20 protein-coding genes are annotated in these 21444 nt (G+C 70.0%); 7 read left to right on the top strand and 13 right to left on the bottom strand.

Features of this window, described 5'->3' with window-relative positions; translation table 11 throughout:
* Positions 1 to 334: 334 nt before the first annotated feature.
* Complete coding sequence (locus tag WME73_RS38415; RefSeq protein ID WP_437912809.1) at positions 335 to 823, top strand: hypothetical protein; 489 nt, start codon at positions 335 to 337, stop codon at positions 821 to 823.
* A 359-nt stretch (positions 824 to 1182) separates the two neighbouring features.
* Here WME73_RS38415 and WME73_RS38410 read toward each other — a convergent pair whose 3' ends face one another.
* Entirely contained in the window at positions 1183 to 2181 is a 999-nt protein-coding gene (locus WME73_RS38410; protein WP_437912808.1) for a hypothetical protein, read from the bottom strand.
* 583 nt (positions 2182 to 2764) lie between these two features.
* On the bottom strand, positions 2765 to 2944 hold the full coding sequence (locus WME73_RS38405; RefSeq protein WP_437763557.1) for a hypothetical protein: 180 nt from the start codon (positions 2942 to 2944) through the stop codon (positions 2765 to 2767).
* 766 nt (positions 2945 to 3710) lie between these two features.
* Here WME73_RS38405 and WME73_RS38400 point away from each other — a divergent pair.
* Entirely contained in the window at positions 3711 to 4367 is a 657-nt protein-coding gene (locus tag WME73_RS38400) for a hypothetical protein (RefSeq protein ID WP_437912807.1), read from the top strand.
* A 92-nt stretch (positions 4368 to 4459) separates the two neighbouring features.
* Here WME73_RS38400 and WME73_RS38395 read toward each other — a convergent pair whose 3' ends face one another.
* Entirely contained in the window at positions 4460 to 4645 is a 186-nt protein-coding gene (locus WME73_RS38395) for a hypothetical protein (RefSeq protein ID WP_437912806.1), read from the bottom strand.
* Positions 4646 to 5093: 448 nt separating this feature from the next.
* Between WME73_RS38395 and WME73_RS38390 the strand changes: the two genes are divergently transcribed.
* Positions 5094 to 5627, top strand: coding sequence for a hypothetical protein (locus tag WME73_RS38390; RefSeq protein ID WP_437912805.1), 534 nt, complete (start codon positions 5094 to 5096; stop codon positions 5625 to 5627).
* A gap of 1071 nt (positions 5628 to 6698) precedes the next feature.
* The gene (locus WME73_RS38385; RefSeq protein ID WP_437912804.1) at positions 6699 to 7178 is read left to right on the top strand and encodes a hypothetical protein; all 480 of its coding nucleotides are present in this window, start codon (positions 6699 to 6701) and stop codon (positions 7176 to 7178) included.
* A 320-nt stretch (positions 7179 to 7498) separates the two neighbouring features.
* On the opposite strand, the gene WME73_RS38380 is transcribed toward WME73_RS38385, so the two are convergent.
* Positions 7499 to 8149, bottom strand: coding sequence for a hypothetical protein (locus WME73_RS38380; protein ID WP_437912803.1), 651 nt, complete (start codon positions 8147 to 8149; stop codon positions 7499 to 7501).
* Between the two features lie 715 nt (positions 8150 to 8864).
* Between WME73_RS38380 and WME73_RS38375 the strand changes: the two genes are divergently transcribed.
* Positions 8865 to 9710, top strand: coding sequence for a hypothetical protein (locus WME73_RS38375; RefSeq protein ID WP_437912802.1), 846 nt, complete (start codon positions 8865 to 8867; stop codon positions 9708 to 9710).
* Positions 9711 to 9819: 109 nt separating this feature from the next.
* Here WME73_RS38375 and WME73_RS38370 read toward each other — a convergent pair whose 3' ends face one another.
* The 3 genes from WME73_RS38370 to dnaB are packed head-to-tail and all read right to left on the bottom strand — an operon-like array spanning position 9820 to position 14603.
* Positions 9820 to 12612 carry a hypothetical protein gene (locus WME73_RS38370; RefSeq protein WP_437912801.1) on the bottom strand — a complete coding sequence of 931 codons (2793 nt, stop codon included), beginning with the start codon at positions 12610 to 12612 and terminating at the stop codon, positions 9820 to 9822.
* 44 nt (positions 12613 to 12656) lie between these two features.
* Complete coding sequence (locus tag WME73_RS38365; RefSeq protein WP_437852522.1) at positions 12657 to 13085, bottom strand: hypothetical protein; 429 nt, start codon at positions 13083 to 13085, stop codon at positions 12657 to 12659.
* Positions 13086 to 13100: 15 nt separating this feature from the next.
* Positions 13101 to 14603 (bottom strand): replicative DNA helicase, encoded by a 1503-nt coding sequence (dnaB, locus tag WME73_RS38360; RefSeq protein WP_437741241.1) that lies wholly within the window; start codon positions 14601 to 14603, stop codon positions 13101 to 13103.
* Positions 14604 to 15099: 496 nt separating this feature from the next.
* Between dnaB and WME73_RS38355 the strand changes: the two genes are divergently transcribed.
* Positions 15100 to 16026: a PfkB family carbohydrate kinase gene (locus WME73_RS38355; protein WP_437912800.1), complete on the top strand. Its 927-nt coding sequence runs from the start codon at positions 15100 to 15102 to the stop codon at positions 16024 to 16026.
* A 130-nt stretch (positions 16027 to 16156) separates the two neighbouring features.
* Here the strand turns inward: WME73_RS38355 and rplI are convergent, their stop codons facing one another.
* The 6 genes from rplI to WME73_RS38325 all read right to left on the bottom strand — a co-directional run bounded on the left by rplI (position 16157) and on the right by WME73_RS38325 (position 20245).
* Positions 16157 to 16609 (bottom strand): 50S ribosomal protein L9, encoded by a 453-nt coding sequence (gene rplI, locus WME73_RS38350; protein WP_437912799.1) that lies wholly within the window; start codon positions 16607 to 16609, stop codon positions 16157 to 16159.
* 10 nt (positions 16610 to 16619) lie between these two features.
* A complete protein-coding gene (rpsR, locus tag WME73_RS38345) occupies positions 16620 to 16940 on the bottom strand; it encodes a 30S ribosomal protein S18 (RefSeq protein WP_012239546.1) in 321 nt (106 codons plus the stop codon).
* 3 nt (positions 16941 to 16943) lie between these two features.
* Positions 16944 to 17483: a 30S ribosomal protein S6 gene (gene rpsF / locus WME73_RS38340; protein WP_437741238.1), complete on the bottom strand. Its 540-nt coding sequence runs from the start codon at positions 17481 to 17483 to the stop codon at positions 16944 to 16946.
* 108 nt (positions 17484 to 17591) lie between these two features.
* The gene (pth, locus tag WME73_RS38335; RefSeq protein WP_437912798.1) at positions 17592 to 18263 is read right to left on the bottom strand and encodes an aminoacyl-tRNA hydrolase; all 672 of its coding nucleotides are present in this window, start codon (positions 18261 to 18263) and stop codon (positions 17592 to 17594) included.
* Between the two features lie 115 nt (positions 18264 to 18378).
* Entirely contained in the window at positions 18379 to 19068 is a 690-nt protein-coding gene (locus WME73_RS38330; protein ID WP_437741236.1) for a 50S ribosomal protein L25/general stress protein Ctc, read from the bottom strand.
* Positions 19069 to 19282: 214 nt separating this feature from the next.
* Positions 19283 to 20245 (bottom strand): ribose-phosphate pyrophosphokinase, encoded by a 963-nt coding sequence (locus WME73_RS38325; RefSeq protein WP_437741235.1) that lies wholly within the window; start codon positions 20243 to 20245, stop codon positions 19283 to 19285.
* A 167-nt stretch (positions 20246 to 20412) separates the two neighbouring features.
* Here WME73_RS38325 and ribF point away from each other — a divergent pair, with 167 nt between their 5' ends.
* Positions 20413 to 21414, top strand: a complete 1002-nt coding sequence (gene ribF / locus WME73_RS38320; protein WP_437741234.1) for a riboflavin biosynthesis protein RibF — start codon at positions 20413 to 20415, stop codon at positions 21412 to 21414.
* The last annotated feature ends 30 nt before the right edge of the window (positions 21415 to 21444 follow it).

The raw sequence follows: 21444 nt of genomic DNA, 5'->3' as shown, positions 1-21444 counted from the left end.
CAAGCAGAATCGTCGCGGCGCCGCGGGGTTCTGCGTGGCGGCTGTTCGCCAACCAAATGGTTGACGAACAGCTAGGCGGAGGGGCGTTCCGCTGCCAACGGATGCGCAGGGCGCACGGCCTACCCCCCTGAGCCCTTCGGCCGCTGCAGCGGGTTGGGCGATTCAACTACCATTGACGGTCTCCAACATGACTCTTGGCCACCACAGATCGGGGCCGTCCTCGTTGGTGAGCTCTCCTTGCTCTTTGATGAAGTCGAGGTGCATGCAGCACGTGAACGATGCCGCGTGGCTGACGCGCTTGCCGGCCCGACTGACCTGACGTACAGTGACCCACATGACCGAGCAGAATGACGGCACGGAAACGCAGGACGACGGCACGTACGAGTTCCCCGAGGGGATCCACCCGGATCTTAGGTTGCTGATCTCGTTGGCGAACGGCGAGAAGATGTCGATGAACAGCCCTGTAACTGTGTGGGTCAAGGGGGTCCAGTTCTCAGGACTGGTCGTTGCGGCTAAAGAGGCTCGGATCTGGTTCATCAAGACGTGGACTGACGGTCTCAGAAATGCCGCGATTGGGAAAGCTGAAGGGATGACCGCTGAGGCTAAGGTTGCCGCGCTTGAGGGCATTCGTGGCGCGGTCGACGATACGGGCACTCACCTGCTTGAACAGGAAGAGAAGGCTCCGCACCCCAAGCGCTTCGGGTTCTTGAGTTTGAAGAACGCTCGTGTGTGGACCATCGGGAGCCGAGAGCCCACTCGCCTCGAAATGGTTCGTATTCGCCTCGATCAGATCGACGCGTTCACGTTGGGCGAGCCTAGCTGAGACGCAACATCGTAACCGCCCAGTTAAGGGCATCGTGACCGTCCGGGCGGCGCCGGTTACCCGTTCCCATCGCGAAGGAGGATGCGATGGCGACGAGGGGTGGAGTGGGCCGAGCGGGTGGAGCGATGGGGCGCGGCGCTTCTGCCCAGGGTAGCCTGGAGCTGGTGGGCGATAAGAAGGGCTTATCGCGCATCAGTCACGCGGCTGCCGCGACGTGCGGCTGGCGTCCACCTGGTCGAGCTGTCGGCGTCGCCCGTGGGCGGTGAGGCGCGACCGGCGGGCGGAGCGCAAAGCGGTGGGTCGAGAGCCGCCCGTCGGAGGGGCGGGAGGATGGGGCGGTGAAGTTTTCCTGGGTCGGATCACGGCTGCCTGCCCTTCACGACGAAGAGGCCGGCGACTCCGAGTGCATAGGTGGTCTTCTTCTCCTTGTCGAAGAAGACTAGCCGGCCCTCGTCAACCTTGACGGAGTTGGTAAGATTTGCGGCGTAGACCGCGAGGGCGAGGTTCTGGTCGCCGAAGAAGAGCCGTACCCGGCTCAGCCAATCCTCGGCACGATCCAGGTCTTTGCGGAAGCGGTCGATGCGCCGTGCGAGGCGACGCGCTTTCTCGGGCTCGGGGTCGGGATCCTCGGCGAGCTCGGCAGCGATCTCGTCGCGCAGCCTGCGCCCGGCTGCGAGCAGGTCGCCAGGAGGCTGCTCCGCCCAGGCATCGAGGCCGAGGAGCGTTAGCTCGTCGACGACGGTCTCCATGAACTTCGTGCCGTCCTCGCGCTCGCGCTCGACCACGCGCGTGACTTGGACGCGACGATCTCCGGAGTCGGCCCGGCGCTGCATCTCGAAGACGATCGCGGGCAGCTTATCAGCGAGCCGGTCGGTGAATGCGAGCACGCGCGCGACCTCGGCGGCGATGGGCTCGGCGCGCGCGGCGAGCTCCTCTGGGCGGCCCCTGGCCTCTACGATGTCCGCCGCGCGCTGCTCCTGCTCGCCCGCGTAGGCGATGATCTGATCGAGGCCGATGACATTGCTCCGGCCGCAGTCCTTGCCGATGTTCACGACGCGCCCGCAGAGCGTCTCGACGATGTAGCCGTTCTTGTGCGGTGTCTTGTCCGGGAAGCTGCACTCGATGAACGTCGTGAGCTTGTACCAGTGCCGGAGGCCCGCCTTGTGCGCGGCGTGGCGCGCGCCGTCGGGCTCCTTGCCGTCGGTCGCTTGACGGACGTCCCCTGGTGCGAAGAGGCCCGACGGCCGGTGCTTCCCCTCGGGCGGTGCAGGCGCGTCGGCGCGCTCCAGGCAAAGCAGACAGGTGGGCCGGCGTGGCTCGTCGACGGGTTGGGACAGGTCGTGATCGTGGTTGGTCATGGCAGAAGTGATCTCCCCTCTCGTGCTCGACGAGTTTAGACCCGCCGCAGATCGGCGAAGTGATATTGGAGCATGATGAGCAACCGGGTGGTACTGGCGAAGGCGGTGCCCGCCGAGGCCCCTGGCGGCTGGTACCTTGGGACTCCGAAGTAGCTCGACCGAGAGGCGCTCGCGGCCAGCTCCCGTACTCGTCCCGGCGCGGAGGGCCACCGGGGCGCTACGCCGGCGCGGCGCCGCGCTCGCGCCGACGCGGGCGGCATCGGCCCGCGGTCCAGGCGGGCACGGGATGGCGCCCAGCGAGGCAGGCTCCGGGACGTGGCCGTCGAGCCGCCGGGGAAGGGCTGCTGGCAGGAGAGGGAGCACGCTCGGGAGATCGAGGCGCGCGCCGGGGCTGGAGCGGAGCCCGCCGTCAGCGACGCAAGTTGAGAGTGCCGACGCGCAGCCGGCGGAGGACGATTCGACGGGGCCGGAGCGGGCCGTCGCGAGGGTGCGGGAAAGGCCGTCCCCCCGCCGGGCGCCGAGGCGGGATGGAGGCGGGCGTGAGCCGTGCCTTGTAGGAGACCCGGCTCACGCTCGGGGCCAGTTACTCCTGCAGATACAGGGCGACGGCGGCGTGGAGGAGCTTCAGCACGGCCGCGACGACAGCCTGTCGGTCGACGGGCCTGCGGTCGGCGTGCCATGCGCGCGCGATGCGGAAGAGCTGGTATGCGGCGGGGAGGCTGCTGGCGATGGCTGCAAGGATGGAGATGAGGGGAAACGACATGCGAGGAGCCGGTCCTGGGCGTAATGGAGGCGCACGGACGCGCTGCCGCCGCGGACGTCGCGGCGTCTTCATCTCCACCCGCCCGTATAGGTGTGGCCGTCGAGGCGGTGAGCTGTGATTCGCGAGGACGACGGCGCGTGGCCGTTTGCCTGCTCGCCGGCGAGCTTCTCGAGCGCGGGCTCGGCGCCATGGCCTGCGGAGCGGCCGCGGGCGTCGAGGTGGACGCCGGCGAGCGCGCGCTCGCGCTGGCGTCGTACATGGTGCCGGAGCAGACTGCGCGGCAGCGGTATCGAGGAGGATGCCGGCGAGCTCGGGGTGGCCGTGCGGGTCGAGGGCGACGTCGGGCGCTGGCCGGGCGGTTACGCCGCGACGACGCGGCCTCGGAGAGGCCACCGAGGTACCAGGACGAGCCGCAGCGGAGCGAGCGCCGCCGGGGCGTCCCGCGGCTTTTCGTTTTGGTGGCCGTCTTGACGCGAGTACGCCGCACGCTGTACGCAGGGTCATGCGGTCTAATGCACGAAGTGCGCTGATGGTCGTCGCGTTGCTCTGCGTAGGCTGCGGGAAGTCCGAACCGGCAACAGGGCAGCCTGCCGCCACCGGGGCCGCCCCATCTGCCTCCTCGATCGCAGCACCTCGCGCAGCGGCGCCCACTGCGTCACCCGCCCCACGACTACCACCGCCAACCCTCCCGCCGCTGGCGAGCGGCGTAACGCTTGACGTCGACATTGCCGATTTCGGCAGGGGCGGAGCGTCTGCCGTCCGTGGGGTGACCAACTTACCAGACAACACCGAGCTTGTTGTGTCCGCAGAAGAACCAGGCGACTTCGGCGAATCATACAGCGTTTTCGACACGGTGCGCAGCGGTCGCTTCGGAGGCGAGAGTGCAAGCGGTGGCGCCACCGTCCCCGAAGGCGTCTACCTCGTCGAGGTGACGATGGTGTCACCAGGGTCTCAGCCGGAAGACGTGCAGAACGTCATCGGGGAATCGGGCGAGCGGCTTACGGGTAAGCTGGTGAAGAAAGACAATCACGGTGCAACCGTGGTTGCGCGAACGAAGGTGCTGGTTGGATCAAAGGCTGTTGCAGAGGCGGCATCCGTGAAGAGGGCCACAGAGCGCCGAGCTGCGCTGCAACGCATACTGACCAGCCTCGACAGGCTTGAGCGTGCCGGCAGAGCGTCGTCTCATGAATTTACGCCAGAGTGCATGGCCCGGATGCGCGCGGATCAGAGCTCGCTGAAGAACATCGCTAGCGAGCTATCTCAGATGGCGCTGCCGCTCCCTGGTGTCTTTGACCTTCGATACGCCGCCTCTATCTTGCAAAGCTGTGTGTCATGTGCGGATGGAGTCATGGACTCGTGCGATGACGGACGGAGCAAGCTGCGCGCGGCGTCGGCTGCCATCGCTGCCGGTAAGCTTCGATAACCGCTACTGCACAAACGTTCTATGCAGCTCGCGCTTCCGGCGATGTCGCCGTACTATCGCGCCGGTCACTCAGACCGGCGCCTGGAACCCCGTCAGCCGACCACCTCGTCCGCCTCGAACGCCGCCACCCGGTCGGCCACGCATACAAGCGTGCGCCCGTCGCTCGCGCGGTCGACGACCTCGCACGGGATCTCGACCACCTCGCCGCGGTATCTCGCCCGGACGATGCCGCCACGCTCCACCGCGTCCCGACTCAGCGCCGGCGAGCTCGGGGCCATCGCGGTCCACCTGGTCGAGCTCGGCCACGTCGCCGGCGAGCTCCTCGAGCGCGGGCTCGGTGGCCGACCGCGGAGCGGCCGCCGGCGTCGAAGAGGACGCCAGTGAGCTCGCGATCGCGCTGGGGCTGTACATGGCGCCGGAGTAGACAGCGCGGGCCGCGGCGTCGAAGAGGACGCCGGCGAGCTCGGGGCCGTTGATGCCTGGCCGAGCGCGGAGCGGCCGCGAAGGTCGAGGGACGCATCGGGCGCTGGTGACTGGCCGTTCGTCCACCAGTTGGTTGACGAACACTCTTGCCGCGTAGCCGAGTACGCACCAGAGGCGCCCAGGACGGCCTTCTCATCGACGAGCCAAAATTCTCAATTTTTCTTTGACGCCCGAATCACACCCGGAAAAACTGTTCGCGTCCCTACACGGCGCATGTTGGGGCTCAGCCGGGGGACCTCCACCATGGCGATGCACTCACACGGCAATGTCTGCCTGCTTTGTGCATATGCGCTCGTCCTTGTTCCGGCGTCGGCGCAGGCACTCGAGTTCAGCAGTGGTGTGAGCGTGGGCGGGATCCAGGTCGGGACCGAACCCAAGCTGGCCGTGAGCCCCTTCGCCGGCTGGCTCTGGCGAAAAGAGAGGGACTTCCGGATCGAAGTTCACAACATGCTCAGCGTCATTCCGGGGACACGCGTAGGGGTCTACGATCGAACGGCGGTTACCGTTGGGTACGTCACAAAGACGGGCAACGTCAGCCTTGGTCCATCCCTGTCGCTCTACTCAATGCCTGTATGCGGTGCCGTGATCTGTGACCGCGTGATGGGGCTTGCTCCAGGCGGTCGCGCACAGTCCGACTGGTACTTCGCTGGGCGTCTGGGGGCATCTACGAGCCTCAACGTGGACTGGGCTGGCGGGAGCAGTCGTGTTCTTCCTGGCAGCGTGGTCGTGATGGTAACTGCTGGGCCTATCTGGAGATTCGGGGGAGATTCTAAATGAACAAGCTGTTGGCTGTTCTATGCTTCGGTCTGGCTGGGTGCAACTTTGATGTCGGTGATTGCTACCTCAGGAGTGAGGGAGAAAGCGGCGCCGGCGGCATCATCATCACCGCAACAGGGGTCGGCGGTTACGGGTTCGGCCCGACAGGTTCGGGAGGCTTCGGGCCTGTATTGGAGCCGCAGGGCATCGAACCACCTCCTCCAGAGTGCAACATCGCGACCCAGAGCCCATGCAACGAGAAGTGCCAGGCGGACCACGATGCGGCTTCTGTTGCGTGTGGCAAATCTGAGAGCGAGGCCCAGCGAAGTGCATGCAGTGATAGCGCTTACGCGAATTACCGTAGCTGTCGGGAGAGCTGTCAGCGCGCGGAAAACAAGGATTGCGACGATAAGTACCAGGATTGTGTCGATAACGGGCCGACGTCGTGCCGAAGGAAGAGCGCCGGCAAGACGGTGTGTCAGCGTTGTTGGGAACGGTGTAACGCCGGAGATTCTCCATCGGATGTATGCCGCGGCTGCAAATTCTGAGGTTCCGAAGATGATTCATATTGCTACATCTGCGGAAATTGGGAAAGCGGTCCGGCGCGGGCTTCGCGTCCCTGTGGCGTTCGTGCCCGACAACTTGCTGGTAGGGCCATGCGCCTCGGATCCCGAGGTCCACTGTCAGCGGCGCTATGATTTCTGGGGATTTCGTGGGCGGGAAGGAACGCGATTTCGTGCATCGTTTCGTGAGATGCTCGGGGCGGTCCAGTCGCGCAAGCGGGTAGTCGCTTGGACGTCGCGGTTGTGGAGCGACGCGGTGGCGCTGTGGGGTCTCTGCGCGTGGAGACTTCACCAGCGGCCCGAGCAACCGGATATAGAGATCGTCATCCTGGGCGACGCGACGGAGGCCGGGTTTGGGTGTGGAAGCATCCGCGTGACGCCGGCCGACGCGCGCCGATGTCAGGACGACGCGCGCGCTCTCTCTCTGACGCGCGCCCAGGATATGGCGCGCTGTTGGCGAAAGGTGTCCGGTCGATCTCCTGTTCTGTCGGCCGTAGGGGGGCGCGCCGGTCGATGGAGTAAGGAGCTCGTGGAGCTGAGCACCTATCAGGCGGGATTCTTTCCTCGGATGGACGGGCGCGCACTGGCTCTATCTCGGTTCGATCAGCTGCTGTTCTCGTGTCTCGACAAACAGTGGTCGACGCCCGTTAACGTGTTTGTTCGACGTTCATCGGCTGGAGACGAGTTGCGTAAGTGGTTAACCCACACCGGCGACGTCTTCCTTGCCATGCGGCTGCGCCAGTGGGCCGGGCACCGTGGGGACAAGGCCGCCCTGGAGAGCGAGCCGTGTCAGCCTGAGAACTTCATGAAAGAGGCCCGCTACAGATTGTCGGACGCTGGCGACGAAATCCAGCGAGCTGGTCTTGCAGAAATTGGCCAAGGAGCACCGCTGCCGGTTTGGGGTGTCACGGCGTACGATCCGCTGGCTCCTTGGGTCGCGGTGGACGACGACACAGATCATCAGCGCATCCAGCTACTTGAAGAGCGCGCCACGCAGGGCGTGGAGTGATGCGCTAGGGCGAGCCTGGCGCGGCCGCCGTCCACCTGGCCGAGCTCGCGAGCCGCGCAGGCGACGCGGAGGATGGGCGCGAGCTCGGCACGGCGCCCTCTGCCGCTGCAGCCATAGCGATCACGGAGCACGCCCGCTAGGACGGTGTCGTCGCCGCCATGGTCAAGTGAAATCGTCGCGGTGCAGCGGATTTCTGGGCGAGGGCTGTTCGCCAACTCCTCGGCTGGCGAACTCCCCAACGGAGGGGAGTTCCGCTTCCAGCGGACACGCCGACGCAGGAATACGCGGCGCCTGCCGGCTCGTGTGGCGAGTTCGATAGGCTACGGCGTCGCCGGTTCATCAACCTTCTCGCCGAACATGCGCTTCACCGCAGGCGGGGCATCTCGACGCAGCCTGATCGACCCGTCCGACTCACGCACGAAGTTGGGCGCCAGGATGATCGTGGACTCGGGACGCCTGAATGCAGCAGGGTCCGACCGCGGTCCGGCATCTGGCCCGGCATACCATCCGATTTGTCCGTTGGGTAACTTGCGACCGATGATCAGTCCATCACCATCGATGGGCCATTCGTCGGGCTTATGATAGCCAATGGTCCCATTCGCATGTTGGACGATCACAGCCTCGGGCAAGCTGTCCAATCGCTCGCGAACGCGCCTGATCTCTGCGGCGATTGGTGACTCGATGTCGGACGATGGATCGGGATCGGATTGCTCAGGAGATTCGGACGTCGGCGTCTCGTCATTCCGGGCGCCAAAGCCCAAGCAGAAAGCCAGTTGCGCCTTGGTCGAGGCGAGCGCGGTGCGTTCAGCCTCGCAGGCCTTGCCAGCGGGCCCGACGGCCGCAGGTGCGGATGACGCGCTCCGAGCCGCTTGGGCGCTTGGGGCATCGCGTGGCACGAAGCGTCCGATAAAGGCGCCGGCGACGCCGATGGCGGCAATGCGCGCGACTGCGATGGGCCGATGAATCGTCATGGATGCATCTCACTGCTGCCGCTTCGTCGGCTCGTCAACCTTTCATCAGGGGTACGATTTATGTCCATGCGCGACCATCGATTGATCTCGGGCACGCAGGTGCAGGCTCGGCGCTGGAAGAGAGCTCATGAGCGTGCGCGAGACACCGTCCAACATCGATCAGCACCTTGAGGGCCGTCGGCCCGAGCTCGTCCCTGGCGCGTTCCCGCGGGGCCGCGCTGCCATGCCGGGCGCGCCACGGAGCTCGCCGCGCTCACGGCTCGGCAGCGCGGCCGAGGGAGCGCCCGTCGCCGTCGGCGTCAATCCGGAGCGGCGCGTGGTGAGGTGGACGCGTTGCTCGCTGGATCGACCGGTGCGTTACCGAGCGTCTCGACCCATCCGGCCGCTCGTTCGGATACCCTCCGCGTGGTCTCGACCCATCGCGAGGCTCCTTTTGAGCCGATGGCCTGGTCGGGACCACGCCGTTTGTATGAAAAGATTCAATTCTTTTGATCGGGACCTATTTCCGGGCCGAAAAGATCCTCCGCGGTCGATCGCGACCTGTCCGCGGCCTCGCAACGAGCGCCGGCGCTGGTCGTGACCTCTGGGACAGCATCTTCTTGACCGGCCGGGTCGGTCTCGCGCCGTCGCAAACCTGCGGGCCGCTTGACGGGCTCTGCCGCTCCGCAATCTCCTGGCCGGACACGCTGTACCCCGGTCAAGGAGGTCTTACGCGATGTTGAAGCACCTGATGATCGAAGAGATGGTCGCGCTCGTGTCCCCGTGGGTCGAGAACGCGCAACGGAAACGGCTGTTCCTCTCGATCCCCGAGATCGCCGGCCTGCACCCGAAGGTGGTCGCGTCCCACGAGGCCGTGCTCGCGGTGCGCCCGAGCAAGGCGGGTCCGTCGGGCGAGATGAACGCCTTGAACGACGAGCTCGCGCGGGTCGACGAGCGCCACGATCACCTCGCCAAGGCCGTGTGCTGGGGCATCGACGCGCACCGCGAGCACTGCCTCGGAGCGGACCCTCCGGACAGGGAGCGCGCCGCGACGTGCGACCAGGTGCAGCCGAAGCTGTTCCCGAACGGGCTCTCCATCATCAAGGCCTCGCCGACCGCGGAGGCGGGCAATACCGCGCGTGTCGCCCGGCTCCTCGACGAGGAGCCGTCGATCGGCGAGTTCCTGAAGGGGATCTCGGCGCCCGGCAAGACGACGTTGCTCCACACGACGCAGCGATGGATCAAGACGGGCAAGGAGCTCGAGGCGATCGAGCACCGGCGGGACGAGCTCGCTGCCAAGGAGAAGGCGGCGCCGGTGACCAGGGCGACGATCGCGGCGGCGCGCAGCCAGTGGTTCCGGGTCGTGTCCGCGGTGCTTTCCAACCTGGAGCTCTCCGACGCGCCGATCGAGGCGATCGAGACGATCCGCGGGCCCGTGCTGAAGGCCTCGGAGCGCGCCGGCAAGCGGTACGGCGGGGCGCCCGCGGGCCAGGGGTCGAGCGGGGAGGCACCGGGGGAGCCGGCGGTGGGTGAAGAAGCTGAACGGGAGGCGGGCGCGAGGGACGGCGAGCTCGTGAGCTGAGCCGACCCCCCGCGAGCGCCGCGCGAGGTCAGCCCCCGGCCAGCTTGTGGCAACCCGTGCTGCCCTCTTCATGCGGGGCTGCGCTGCCGTGCCCGGCGCGCCACGGAGCTCACGGCGCTGCGGCGCGGCCGAGGGAGCGGCCGTCGCCGTCGGCGTCGATCCAGAGCGGCGCCGTCATCGCGAACGGCAGGATCTCGCCCGGATCTCCCGGGAGCACCGGCTCGAGCGGGCGCCGCCCCCGGACGATCGCGACGACGAACGTGTCCTCGGCGACGGAGATCGCGCCGCGCGCGCCCTGCCCGGGCCCGCGGTCGCCGGGCGCCGCGCCGGCGCGGGCGTCGGGTCGCGGCGGCCGCCGCCCGCCGCCGGCCCCGAGGACGACGGGGATCGCGATCTCGTCGAGGAGCGCGCCCGCGGGCGTGGTGCGCGCGCCCTCCAGCGGGATCGGCGCGCCGCTCGCGACGCCGCCGACGAGCACGTGGAGCTCGCGCGCGTCGACCCACGGGGCGCGCTCGACGCGGATCGAGAGCGATAGCGGTCCGCCGCGGGACCCGCGCCGCGCCGAGGCGACGCCGCCCTGGCGCGTGTCGCCGAGGCGCATCGTCACGAACGGCCCGTTCGTGATCACCACGTCGCGACGGCGTCGCAGGCCCGCGACGAGGTCGGCCACGTCGAGCCGGCCCGGATCGTCGTCGGCCACGGCGACGTAGGTGCGCGGGTAACCCGCCTCCGCGCCGCGCAGCCCGTGGCTGTCGCTGGTCGCCGTCGGCGTGACGGGGTGGGACGCGCGGAGCAACACCCAGAGCTCCTCGAGCGCGCGGTCACGCGCGGCCGCGTCGCGCCCGGTCCAGACCTCGACGGCATCGGCGCCGTCCCCGACGATCTGCGCGAGCAGGCTCGGGCCCTGATCCGGCGCGACCTGCGGCGCCCAGGATCCGTGCAGCGGTGAGCCGCCGCCGTGCTGTCGGCTCACCTGGACGACGCGCTCGCCGGGCAGCGCGCGCACCTCGCGGAGGATCTCGCTCGCGGTCTCGTCGACCCACCGCAGCGCGCCCTCCCGGGGCGCGGCCGCCTCGCTGCCGAGCGGGAACACGCTGAGGCTCCCGAGCCCGGCGCCGCTCCGGCCGCTCGTGAGCTCCACGCCCGGGAGCGCGCGCAGCCGCGTCTCGAGCCGCAGGGCGGCGACGTCCCGCTGGAGATCCGAGGCGAGGTTGTGCTCGCTCGCCACCGCGCACTCCACGCCTTCCGCCGCGTTCCAGACGAGCCGCGCGGCCGAGGAGACGCCCGCGTCGGCGCTCCGCGCCGTGTGCTGCCGGAGGTCGCAGGCGATGTAGCCCGACGTGTCGACCACCCGCTCCAGCGTGAGATCGAGCCGCGACGTTCCGCCGTCCGCGATGTCGACCGTCGCCTCGGCGAGCGCGTACTCGGGCCCGCGCGAGGCGACGACCCGGACTCGCCCAGGGGGAAGGGCGACATCGAGCTCGCCCATGAGCGCGAGCCGGGGCGGCGAGAGGGCCTTGCCGGTCGCGGCGTCGAAGAGGCTGACCTTCGCCGGCGCGAGCGGACCGAGGTCCACGGCGGGCGCGGAGGCGCCGCCCTCGCGCACCCCGAGGTAGAGCCTCCCGGCGCCGGAGAGCGTGAGCCGCGCGGGGGCGATCTCGCCGGCGCGGATCCGGATCCGCGCGCTCCCCAGCGCGCGGCGGCCGCTCCCTTCGAAGCCGACGAGGTAGAGGCCGGGCGGCGCCTCGGCGGAGAGCGGCGCGCTGTCGCCGGTTCGCAACCACAGATCGAGCGCGGCGGCGGGCGGCGGCGCGGCGCCGTCCTCGGCGATCGGCGTCAGCGTCGCCTTGCCAGCGAGGAGCGGGAGCGGCCCGCCGCGGCCGTCCACGAGCTCGAGCGCGACGCCGCCGGGCGCGCCGCCGCCGAGAAAGAAGAGCTCCGTCTCGACGGCGAGCGAGTCGCCGCGCGGCGCGATCGCGAGGATCCGCTGGTACGCGGCGCGCCCGCCGGGCGGGAGCGCGGCCTGCCGAGCGAACGTCACGTCGCTGAAGCCTTCGCCGCTCCGCGCGCGGACCGCCGCGCCGTCCACCGGGGCGAGCGCGTACGCGACGCCGGCCCCGACGCCGGCCAGGTACGGCGCCTCGTGCTCGCCGCGGAGCCCCGCCGCCACGCCGGGCGCGACGTGCTCCGTCGCGCCCCAGTGGACGACGTCGCCGAGGTCGAGCGCCTCGAGCGGGCGGTCGCCGTCGTTCCGGAGCGACGTCGTGATCATGACCGCCCGGTCGCGCGGCCCAAGCGTGTAGCGGGTGGTGACGGAGAGCGCGCCGCCGGCGGGATCGCGCCCGCGCACCTCGCCGCGCGCCTCGATCCAGGCGGCGCCGTCCTCGCCGCCGCCCGTCGTGATGTCGCGGTAGATCACCTGCCGCGGCGGCGCGCCGAGCCGCGTGACGATCTGCCCGAGCTCGTCGCGGCGCGCCCGCGCGTCCGCCGCGTCGACGAGGTTGCCGCCGCTCTCGGCGAGGCCAGCCCCGGGGCCGGGCTGATCGACGACCACGGCGATCTCGTCGTTCTCGAGCACGTAGTCGCCGGGCCGCCCCGCCGCGAGCGGACCGGAGAGCGCGTCCGCGGGCCCCGTGATCCGCCGGACGCGCGCTGGCTGCGCGGCGCCGCCGTCCCTCGGGCAGAGATCGCCCTGCTCCGCGCCGCCGCGGCCCCACCGGCAGAGCATGCCGAGGCGCTCGACAGCGCCGGAGGACACGACGACGCTGCCGCCCTGCACGGGCGGCGCGCAGGTCGCGGACGCGAGCGCGAGCGCGAAGAGGCGCGCCGAGCGGAGGGCGCGGCGCGCCGCGCGCCTCGCGGGGCTTCCGGGGGTGCGGGGGCACTCGGGCGAGCGGGTCATCGATCCTCTTCCGACTCCGATGCGCGGCCGCGGCGCGCCTTGGGTCAGGAGCGCTCGGTGGCGAGGACGAGGAGGGCGGCGAGCCCCAGGCCGACGCCGAGCGCCCGGCGAGCGGTGAACACCTCGCCGAAGAGCAGCGGCGCGAAGAGCGCGGCGATCGCGATGCCGCCGGCGAACACGATCGGCCCCGTCGCGGTCACCGGACCGCCGATGCGGAGCGCCATGAAGGTGAGCGTCGCGACGCCGCTGATGCACAGGCCGGCGGCGCAGGCCCAGAGCACCCCCTGGGCCGACGGAGGCGTCTCCGCGCCCGGGCGGATGAGGAAGAAGACGAGGATCCCGACGGCCGCGGTGCCCTCGAGGCACAGCGCGCCAAGGGCGTCTCCGATCCGGCCTGCCGCCGCGCGCAGCATCAGGTAGTGCCCGGCCATGCAGAGCGCGGCGAGGAGGGCAGGGACATACCAGGCGGACATGTCGTGCGTCGCAGCCTACTCGTCGTCCGCCATCTCCGGGTAGTCGCCGGGCGCGAGGTTGTCGAACCGGGTGCACGACGAGGTGAACCGCGTGAGCACCTTGCCCGTCGGCCCGTTGCGCTGCTTGGCGACGATGAGCTCGGCGATGCCTTTGTGGTTGGTCGTCTCCGGGTTGTAGTACTCGTCGCGGTAAATGAAGATGATGTTGTCGGCGTCCTGCTCGATCGCGCCCGACTCGCGGAGGTCCGACAGCTGAGGGCGCTTGTCCTTGGTGGTCCGGGTCTCGACGGCGCGGTTCAGCTGCGAGAGCGCGATGACCGCCACCTTGAGCTCCTTCGCGAGCTGCTTGAGCCCACGGGAGATCTCGCTGATCTCCTGCTCGCGGCTGCTCACGCCGTCCCGCCCCTTCATGAGCTGCAGGTAGTCGATGACGATGAGCCCGATGCGCCGCCCCGAGTTGCCGTCGCTGGGCGGCCGGTCGTACTCGGCCTGGATGCGCCGCACCTTGGCGCGCAGCTCGAGGAGGGAGATGGCCGGCGTGTCGTCGATCCAGATGGGCAGGGTGGACAGGAACGAGGCGGCCTCCGTCAGGCGGCGCCAGTCGTCGGGCTGCAGGAAGCCCTGGCGGAGCTTGCCGACGTCGACGCGGCCCTCGCTGCAGACCATACGTGTCGCGAGCTGCTCGCGGGGCATCTCGAGCGAGAAGACGGCGGCGCCGAAGCCGGGATCGTGCCGCTCGACGCCGTGCCCCGAATGGTCGGGCCCCGGGGAGCTCACGGTGCGCGGCGACGCCACGTTCACGGCGAGGTTGAGGACGAAGGACGTCTTGCCCATGCCGGGGCGTGCGGCGATGATCGAGAGGTCGCCGTCGTGCAGGCCGGCCGTCTTGGCGTCGAGCTTCTCGTACCCGGTCGAGATGCCGGTGATCCGGTCGCCGCGCTCGGCGGCGGCGGTGATCTGCTCGAACGCGGCCTTGAGCACCTGGGCGATCGGCTGGGTCGCCGTCCCCTGGGGCGTGCGCGCGAGCTGGTAGACCGCCTGCTCGGCGCCGTCGATGTACTCCTGCACCACGCCGACGTCGCCGTACCCCTCGGCCGCGACGCGCTGGCACGTGGCGATGAGCTGCCGCACGCGCCATTTCTCGTAGACGACCCGCGCGTGCGCCGCGACGTGCGCGACCGCGGGGGTCGCGTCCGCGAGCTGGGCGAGGTACGCCGCGCCGCCCACCTGGGCAAGGCGCTCCCGGTCGCGCAGCCACGACGCGACCGAGACGATGTCGATGGGCGTGCCGGCGGCCGCGAGCTCCTGCGCGGCCTCATAGACGCGGCTGTTCGCCTCGCTGTAGAAGTGGTCCGCTTTCAGGATCTCGAGCACCCGATCGAGCGCGTCGCGGTGCAGCAGGATGGCGGAGAGCACCGCCGCTTCGGCGTCGAGGTCGTGCGGCGGCACGCGTCCGGCGACGATGGGAGGCTCGATCCTCTGAGGCCGCTGGCCCCGGCGCTCCATCATTCTCATCATCCGTGCTTCTCCTCCCCACCGATTCCCCCCATCCCGCCCCGAGCTTTTCCACAGGTGCCGAAATGGGCGACGCCCCGGAGGGGAAACGTTCCTCCGGGGCGTCGGGTGCAGGGTCGATTTCCGTCTACCAGAACATGGGCAGCCCTGAGAAGGGTTTCTGTTTGCATTGCAGTGAGCGTTCGTGCGGTCGGCATCCCAATGCGGGTTCCATGTCGAGGGGGCGCTTTTCCATCGTCGGAGGCATGCTCGGAGGCAGGCTCGAAGGCTTGCTCGGACGCTTCCGTGGAGGCCTCCTCGGCGGTCGCTGCCGAGGCTCCTCGTGGCGAGGCGCCGCCGCCGGCGGCGAGGTATGGAAATTGAGCAACCCCGGTCTCATCGCCATTTCTTTTCGCGCTTGACTCAGCTGCGATGACGCTTCGCGCCTCGGCGTGAGCCATCGCGGGGAGCCGCCATTGTGGATCACAAAACACGCCATACAAGGATTGAGCCCGCCGAGGTGGTCTGCGTCGGTGAAACGCTGTGGGATCTCTATGCGCCCGAAGGCATTCCGCTCGAGCAAGCGAAATTGCTGCGCCGTGTGCCGGGGGGCGGGGCGGTGAACACCGCGACGGCGCTCGTCCGGCTCGGGATACGCTCGGGGCTGTGCGCCGCGCTGGGCGATGACGCGATGGGGCGCGGGCTGAGGGACGAGGTCGCGGCGGCCGGCATCGACGTGGGACGGCTCTCGCTGAGCGCGGCGCGCACAGGCCTCATGCTCGTGGCGATCGAGCGCGGCGAGGCGCGCTTCGCCGGGTACAGGCAGGGCGAGAGCGAGGCGCAGGCGCTCGCTGCAGCGCTGCCGGAACGATGGCAGACCCGGGTCGTGCACTTCACCGGGATCGCGCCGGTGCGCGGGGCGAGCGGCGCGCTCGCGCGGGCGGCCGCGAGCGCTCGCCGCGAAGGGTGCGCCGTCGCGGTCGACGTCAACGCGCGCCCGCGGATGTGGCCGCGCGCCGAGCGCGCCGCGTCCGTTCCCGGCGCGGAGGCCGGCGCCGCTTCGGTTTCCGACGCCGGCGCAGGCGTGCGCGGCTGCTTCCGCCTGTTCGGGCAGGCGGACCTCGTGAAGTGCAGCGCCGGCGATCTCGACGTGCTGGGGACGACGGCGCGCGCGCTCCGCGAGCGCCTCCGCCCCGAGGCGACGCTGGTCGTCACCGATGGCGCGCGGGAGACGCTCCTGCTCGGCCCCGGGGGCGAGCGCGCCGTCGCGCCGCGCCCGGTGCGTCCGCACGATCCAACGGGCGCGGGCGACGCCTTCTGCGCCGGGATGCTGGCGAGCCTCGTCTGGGAGGAGCGAGCGCGGTGGGGGGACGCGGCGCTCATGCTGCGCGCAGTGGCGCGGGGGCACGACGTCGCGCGGGCGTGGGTGAGGCGGAAGCGCGGCTGAAGGGGACGCGGGGGCGCGGCCGAAGGGGGCGCGGCCGAAGGGGGCGCGGCCGAAGGAGGCGCGCGGGTGCGGCTGGAGAGGGGAGGGGAAGCGCGGGAGCGCGGGTCGAGCCGCGCTCCCTGGCGCTGCGCTACTTGGCGGCGACCGTGACCTCGACCGACGCCGTGATGGCCGGGGCGAGGCGGATCACGACGGGGTGGGCCCCGAGCGTCTTGATCGTGTCGGTCTCGATGCGGCGCCGGTCGACGCTGAAGCCCTGCGCGGCGAGCGCCTCTTCGATGTCGCGCGCCGTGACCGAGCCGTACAGCTTGTCGCCCTCTCCGACCGGGCGGCTGATCGTGATCTTGACCTGGTTGAGCTTGGACGCGAGCTGCTCCGCCTCGGAGCGCGTCTTGGCGGCGCGCGACTCGGCGACCCGCTTCTCGTGCTCGATGCGGGACACGTTCTCGGCGGTGGCGCCCACCGCGAGGCCGCGCGGGATGAGGTAGTTGCGCGCGAAGCCGGGGCGAACCTTCACGAGCTCGCCGCTCTTGCCGACGTTGTGGAGGTCCTCCGTGAGGACCACATGGATGTGGGTTGCCATGATCGACCTCCTACGCCGTGACGGTGAACGGCAAGAGCGCGATGTTGCGCGCGCGCTTGATCGAGAGGGTCACCTTGCGCTGGTGGCGCGCGCAATTGCCGCTGATGCGGCGCGGGACGACCTTGCCGCGCTCCGAGATGAAGTACTTGAGCGCCTGCGGGTCCTTGTAGTCGATGACCAGCGCCTTGTCCGCGCAGTAGCGGCAGACGCGCTTCCGGCCCGTGCGGCGGCGCCCGGGGGCGTCCGCGTTCAGGTCGGGCGTGCGCCCGAAGTCGCGATCGTCGTAGTCAGCGCCGCCGTTGCGGCCCATGTCGTTGTTGCGGCCGTTCATAGCTCAGCTCTCCTCCTCGTCGGCGGCGCCTTCCGCCTCAGCCTCTTCGGCATCGTCGAGATCGCCCGCCGGGGCCTGCTCGGAGCTCCGGTCGATGCGGCGCTCCGGCTCGAGCAGGCCGAGCTGGCGCTCGCGCGAATCGTCGCGGTCGTCCTCCAGCGGCGCGAGCTCGAGGCGCTCGAACTTCACGTCCTCGTCGGCGATCGTGACGCCCTGGACCTCGACGTCGTTGCGCACGAGCACCGTCTGGTACTTCAGCACGCCGTCGGAAAGGCGCAGGTTGCGCTCGATCTCGGCGACGACCTTCCCGCCCCCGAGGTACTTCAGGTACACGTAAACGCCGCGGCGGTGCTTGGCGATGTCGTACGCGAGGCGGCGGCGCCCCCACGTCTCGACCTTGGTCAGCCGGCCCGACTCGCGGCCGACGACCTCGGCGAGGCGCGACCCGATCCGCTCGGCGCCGTCGGCGTCGATGTCGGGTCGCAGGATGTAGATCGTTTCGTACTCTCTGGCGCGCCCGGGCGCCGTTACCTGTCGGCTCATTCAGTCTTCCCTCTCGGCCAATGGCCCCGGGGCGGTGCCCCGGAGCGAGGAAAGGAACAGCCTGTCGAGCGACGCACCGGCGAGCTCGGCAGGCTGTCCCGTGGAGGATCAGGGCTTCTGCGTCGGGGGGAGGGGACCCTTCCCGTCCTTCGCGGCAGGGGCTGGATCCGTCGACCCATCCCCCTCGCCCTTCTGCCTCTTGCCCGGCTTGGGCCGGGTGTTTCGGACGTTCATCGCGGCATCGAAGCCGCGGGCGGCGACTTCTAGCACACTTTGGACAGCTTGCTTCAAGCAGTCGGGCAGGCTCGCGCGCTCGACGGCGTCGAACCCCGACAGGACGTAATCCGCGACCTCGCCCCGGAAACCCGCCGGCGGACGTCCTACCCCGAGGCGAACGCGCCCGAAGTCGCCCGTCCCGCCGTGCGAGATGATCGAGCGCAGCCCGTTGTGCCCCGCGTGCCCGCCGCCGACCTTGAGGCGAACCGTGCCGAACGGCAGGTCGAGCTCGTCGTGGAGCACGATCAGCTCGGAGGGCGCGACCTTGAAGAAGGCCATCGCCGGCTGCACGCTGCGCCCCGACTCGTTCATGTAGGTCATCGGCTTGAGCAGGATCGCCTGCTGTCCGGCGATCTCTGCCCGCGCGTGGACGCCCGAGAACTTCTCGCGGAACGGATCCGCCCGGACCTCGTCGGCCAGCGCGTCGATGGCCATGAAGCCGACGTTGTGCCGGTGAGCAGCGTATTCCTTGCCGGGGTTCCCCAGGCCGACCACGAGCAGCATGACGAGCTGGTTCTGCTGAGTCCCTGGAATGGGGCAGGTGAGGCAGGCGAGGAGCGGGGTAGGGCGGGCCGCGCGCGCCTCGCGGTGCGGAGGCGCGAGGCGGCCCGCTCCCGGATTACTTCTTGTCCTTCTTGTCGGCCGCGGGGGCCGCGCCCTTCGCGGGGGCGGCCGCGCCAGCGGCCGGCGCAGCGGCCGCGCCAGCGGCCGGCGCGCCAGCGGCGGGCTTCGCCTCTTCCTCGGCGCCTGCCTTCTCGGGCGCGTTGACGACGGCGATCGTCTGGTCGTCCGCGAGGAGCGTCTTCACGCCCTCCGGCAGCTTCAGCCCGCTGGCCTTGTACGAGTCGCCCAGGTCGAGCTCGGTCACGTCGATCTCGACGAACGACGGGATCTTCTCCGGCAGGCAGCGCACGGGGATCGTGCGGAAGATCTGCTGGAGCACGCCGCCGGTGACCACGCCCTTCGGCTTGCCCACGCAGCGGAAGGGGATCTGCACGTCGACGGGCTGGTCGAGCTTCACCTGGATGAAGTCGGCGTGGAGGAGCTCCCGCGAGATGGGGTGGTAGTCGTAGTCGCGCACCATGACGGTGAGCGTCTGGCCGTTCTCGATGGCCAGCTCGACCACGGAGTTCTTGCCGTGATCGGAGCCGAGCACCTGAAGGAGCGCCTTCGGCGAGATGGCGACCGACTGCGGCGCGAGCTCGCGCCCGTAGGCGATGGCGGGAATCTGTCCGGCGCGGCGCAGGCGGCTCGACGCGCTCTTGCCGCTATCCTCGCGCCTCGTGGCGTTGAGCTTGATGATGTCCATGACGACGGCTCCAGAAGTGATCCGGGGGTCCGCGATGCGCGGTTCCACCCCGGCGTAGGGTGCGGCGCTATAGCAGAACGGAGAAGAGGAAGTCGAACCTTCGTCGCCGGAGGGCGCGTTTTGTGTCTTTTGTGAGTTCTTTGGTGTGTTCTGGCGAGGGGGCTCGGGCGACCTGCGTCGCCGGTGCGCCCCGCCGCCGAACGCGCGCGGCCGGTCAGACGAAGAGCGAGCTCACCGAGTCCGAGTGATGGATGCGGCGGATCGCCTCGGCGAGCAGCCGCGCCACCGAGACGACCTTGAATTTACCGGAGGCCCTCGCCTCGTCCGAGAGCGGGATCGAGTTCGTCACCACGACCTCGGTGAGAGGCGAATCCTTGATGCGCTCGACCGCCGGCCCGGACAGGACCGGGTGGGTGGCGCAGGCGGCGACGCTCTTGGCGCCCTGCTTCATCAGGGCGTTGGCCGCGTTCACCAGGGTGCCGGCGGTGTCGATGAGGTCGTCGAGGATGAGGCAGTGCTTGCCGGCCACCTCGCCGATGATGTTCATGACCTCGCTCTCGTTCGCCCGCTCGCGGCGCTTGTCGATGATCGCGAGCGTGCCCTGGAGGCGCTTCGAGTAGGCGCGGGCCCGCTCCACGCCGCCCGCGTCCGGGGAGACGATGACCACGTCCTTGCCGTAATGCTCGCGGAGGTGGTGCTCCAGCAGCGCCGGCATCGCGAACAGGTGGTCGAACGGGATGTTGAAGAACCCCTGGATCTGCCCGGCGTGCAGGTCGAGCGCGACGATCCGGTTCACCCCGGCGGCGACGATGAGGTCGGCGACGAGCTTCGAGGTGATCGGCGTCCGCGGCGCGACCTTCCGGTCCTGCCTGGCATAGCCGTAGTAGGGGATGACCGCCGTGATGGAGCCGGCCGAGGCGCGGCGGAGCGCGTCGACCATGATCAGGAGCTCCATCACGCTGTCGTTGACCGGCGAGCAGGTGGGCTGGACGACGTAGGTGTCGACGCCTCGGACGTTCTCCTGGATGACGCAGAACGTCTCGCCGTCCGAGAAGCGCGACACGCGCGACTTCCCCATCGGTTGCTCCAGGACCTGACATATTTCCTGGGTAAGCGGGAAATTGGCGTTGCCGGAGAAGATACTGACTCTCTTGAACACGGCGCGCCTCCAGCCCATTTCGGGGAGCGCGGCTCTATCAGTCGGCCATGGGCACGTCAAGCGACTCTGTACTGCGATCGCTTGGCTGTACGTGCGTATCGTGACGGGCGGCGCTGCTCTCACCTGCGTTCTCGCCTGCGTCCACCCGCATTTCGTTCGGCGCTGCTTCGGGTTAGGTAGCGGCCGTGGAGTCTTTCGCCGCCGCCGCTTCCGGGCAGGGCGGGCGCGCCGCGGCCGGGCCGCGGGGCAGCCTGGTGATCATCGGCAATTTCGACGGCGTTCATCTGGGGCACCAGGCGCTGCTCGCCGACGCGGCGCTGGACGCGGAGCGGCGGGGGCTCGAGCCGGTGGCGCTCACGTTCGCCCCGCACCCCGCGAGCGTCCTCGGCCGGACCCCGCCGGCGACGCTGACGGCGCTGCCGCGCAAGATCGAGCTCATCCAGCGCGTGCAGCCGGCGATCCGGGTCGACGCGGTGACGTTCGACCGGGCGTTCGCGGCGCAGACGCCGGAGGAGTTCGTGCGGCGCGTGCTGCTCGATCGGCTCGCGGCGCGCGTCGTCCTGGTCGGCGCGAACTTCCGGTTCGGCCGCGGGCGCGCCGGCGACTTCACGACGCTCGGGCGCCTCGGCGAGGATCTCGGCTTCGAGACGCGATCGCACCCGCTCGTCGGCGACGCCGAGGGGGCGTGGTCGAGCACCCGCGTCCGAGCGGCCCTCGCGCGCGGGGATCTCGAGTCGGCCGAGCGGATGCTGTCGCGCCCGCACATGCTGTCCGGCGTCGTCGCGCAGGGGGCGAGGCGGGGCAGGACGATCGGCTTCCCCACCTGCAACATCGACGAGATCGAGGAGGCGCTCCCGCCGTTCGGCGTGTACGCGACGCTCGTCGATCGGGTGACCTCGTCGGGCCGCGCGATCGCGCTCGCGCGCGGCGTGGCCAACCTGGGCGTCCGCCCGACGGTCGAGGCGTCGAGGCAGGCGCGCCCGAACCTCGAGGTGCACCTCTTCGACGTCGACGAGGATCTCTACGGCGCGGCGCTGCGCGTGCACCTGATCGCCCGGCTGCGCGAGGAGCGGCGGTTCTCCGGGCTGCCGGAGCTCAAGGCGCAGATCGCGCGAGACGCCGAGGCGGCGCGCGCGCGGCTCGCGTCGATCAGCGCGGATCCGGCGGCGGAGGGAGCGTTTCGCTGAGCGCTCCGGCGAGGGTGAGCGAGCGTCGGA

It is taken from the genome of Sorangium sp. So ce302, from assembly GCF_051530145.1.
Classification (GTDB): Bacteria; Myxococcota_A; Polyangia; order Polyangiales; family Polyangiaceae; genus Sorangium; species Sorangium cellulosum_B.
This window is presented reverse-complemented; position numbering and strand designations above follow the sequence as displayed.